2 protein-coding genes are annotated in these 3,196 nt (G+C 38.1%); both read left to right on the top strand.

Annotated features, from left to right (window positions below; all coding sequences use genetic code 11):
- Positions 1-274, top strand: a 274-nt coding sequence (locus tag AB5062_RS22460) for an AraC family transcriptional regulator (protein ID WP_151849858.1), incomplete at its 5' end; no start/stop codon positions are given.
- A gap of 61 nt (positions 275-335) precedes the next feature.
- Positions 336-3,062: a hypothetical protein gene (locus AB5062_RS22465; RefSeq protein ID WP_032953052.1), complete on the top strand. Its 2,727-nt coding sequence runs from the start codon at positions 336-338 to the stop codon at positions 3,060-3,062.
- The last annotated feature ends 134 nt before the right edge of the window (positions 3,063-3,196 follow it).

Raw genomic sequence — 3,196 nt, forward strand, 5'->3', positions numbered from 1 at the left:
GTTTAGTTCAATAGTCGGCACGAATACGACCTACCTGAGTAATGCGGTGAACAACTACTTCGGATGCAATTTCAAGCGGTTAATAAATTCCTACAGGGTGGTTCGCGCGAAGGAGTTGCTGGACGGTAAAGATTGCCCGGTGAATGAGCTTTTCAGCCGTTGCGGGTTCGCCTCCAAGAGCGTGTTCTATGTGGCGTTCAGAAAAGTAGTTGGCATGACTCCCCTGCAATATATATCGCAGAGTCGGAATCCTTTTATGATTCAACGCAATTAAGTCCTTTTATAACAATAAACATTTTGAGTTTTTAAATTTATAAATTTAAAGTTTTTCTATTATGAACAAAAAATTTTTAAGTGCAATCCTGTTCGGAGCCTTGATGGTTTCTTCGACAGGAACATTTGTATCTTGTAAAGACTATGATGATGACATAGACAATTTGCAGGAACAAATTAACAAACTGGCGACTAAGGAGGACATGACTTCTCAGATCGCTACTTTGCAAGCTGCTTTAACTACTGCTGCAAAAGATGCAAGCGATGCTCTTGCTAAAGCAACTGCCGCTGAAACCGCTGCAAAAGCTGCTGGTGATGCTGCCGCTGCTGCAAAAGCCGCTGCAGACAAGGCTGTTGCAGATGCAAAGGCAGAAGCAATCAAAGCTGTACAAGCAGAAATTGAGACATTGAAAAAAGAAGTAGAAGAATCCACTGACGCAGCATTGAAAGAAATGGCAGAAAAAGTTGATGCTGCCACTAAGAAAGTAGAAGACATTGTAGGCAAGATTGCTGATATGGTTACTAGTGTAGAACTGGTGGCTTCGTATTCTGCTAATCCTACAGGCGATGAATTGATTTTCTCCACTGCTATTGAAAAAGAAAACGTATTTAGTGAAGGTATTACAAATGCTATAACATTTACTAAGGGTAAACAAGTTCAGACTGGTGACAAGTTTGTAGTACGTGTATCTCCGACAAATGCGGTTCTTACTCCTGATATGATTTCTTTGACTAATAGCCAAGGACAGAACTTGAATGAATTTTTATCTGTTCAGAAAGTTGAGAAATATAATGGATTATTAAGCCGTGCGGCAGGAAACAACGGATTGTGGGAAGTTACAGTTGCTTTGAAGAATTATGATGAAAAAGCTTTTTCTGCTGTAACAGAAACCAAAGTTGGCAATGATACTGAATCTATTCTCTTTGCTGTACAGGTAAATAACACCTTGTCTACTGCTGAAACAAGAGAAGTTATTTCATCTTATGACTTAACTTTGGATTGGACTGAATATGTAGGTGAAAAGTCTTTAAACTATTTTGTTGATGCAACAAACGTCAAGGATATTCATAATCGTTTCACTAAAGCAGAAGATGGTACTAATGTAACATATCAAGAATTAGCTTGGAAGAGTGATGCGGCTACTACCATTATTCCTTTAGATAAGGTTAATACAAATGTTAAAGTAGATAACGGAGACGACCGTCAAACTCAAAAATTATATCCTGCAGTACAAGGAGAGGCTATCAAAATTGCTTTGTCTACAGCCGATGATAAAGTAACAGCTCCGGTAAATATCCGTGGTATTTATGTAGTTTTAGATAAGGCTAATGCGGTAGAATCTGCACCGTCTGAATTGAATGCATGGAATAGCTATACTTATTCTGGTTTGAATACAGTGGTTGAAGGTACTTCTACAGAAATTACCATCAACAGCACTACGGCTATTAATGATGTTATTGGTTTCCGTGTATATGCTGTAAACTTTGATGGTACTTTAGTTGATCCTGATGGTAAAGCGTTTTATGTGCAGTTAGGTAATGCTGCTACAGATTGGAATGCTACTGCCACTACTGTTACTGCACTTAATCCGACTGACAAAGCTGTTACTGACACTCAGTCAGATAAGGTTGCTGTGTCTTTGACTAAGTTAACTGCTCCGACTGCTGCTACTTGGACTACAGACAAGGTTAATAATGTAAATCCTGCATTCAATGCTATCTTTGTTGATGCTAATAATAATGTACTGTACAATACAGCTGCTCCAAATACATTCCCGGCAGATTTCAGCAAGGTTGCCAAAGTTTATACTGTTCCGACTGTTGATGACTGGACCAAGTATGAAGATAACAAAACTTATAATGGAACATTGACTATCAAGAATGCTTCAGGACATGTATTAGCCACTATGAAAGTTTCTATGACTAAGGTATTGCCTACTACTATTCCTGCGGGATTCTCTGTTAAAACTGCACAGGTTACTGATGGCATCTATAATTGTTACATGATTCCTATGAATGACGCCAATGATATCGCTTGGACAGCTGAAACAGCTACAAAGGGTTCTATGAAGATGTCTGAAGTATTCAACTATGGTACAGGTGCTGCCGCTAACTATAACATAACATTCGCTACATCTAAGAAAGATGGAAATAAAGATGTTGCTGTAGTAGTTGCCGGAGACAAAACATTAGAAGTTGCTAAAGATTACATCAACAACTCAGTTAAACATACCACTACAGTGGTTTACAACTATGGTAAGATTTCTTCAGTGAAGAATTCTGAAGGTGGTTATGATGATGTAACTAGAGAAGCTGAAAGATTTGAAACTATCTACAACTGTATTTATAATAGCACTTATACTTGGGCATGGGCTACTCGCGAACAATTAGGCGCTCCGTATACAGATAAGGATAACGACGGTAATTATACCACTGCAATGCCGTCTACAAAATTAACTTATGGTACAGATCGTCTTGACTTTGCTGCTGACAGCTTCATTTTTGGAACAAGTGCTAAAGATAGCAGATATAGCAAACTGTTAAGTACACCTTATGAATCAAGTCTGATTATTACAGATGCGACTTTGACCAGTGATGCAAATGGTGAAGAAGAATACTTTGATGTAATTATAGATAATAATAAGCATATTACAGGTTTCAAGGCTACTGCTTTGTCTTCTGAAACGAATCCGACTGCTGCTGTTCCTTCTACATTGACTATCAAGTGCAAGGATATGTATGGTCACGATGTAATAATTAAAGTTGCTATGACTGTTAACAAACGATAACATAGAAGAATAGATTATGCTTTAAATGTATATTCTTTCTATTACTCTATAAAGAACGAAGGTGTGTCAAAATGCACACCTTCTGTTTTTTACGCACAAAGCCCCGACTTTCACAAGCTGGGGCTTTGTTATTA

Source organism: Phocaeicola sp. RTP21359st1_B8_RTP21360_211022 (assembly GCF_040911965.1).
Lineage (GTDB): Bacteria > Bacteroidota > Bacteroidia > Bacteroidales > Bacteroidaceae > Phocaeicola > Phocaeicola vulgatus.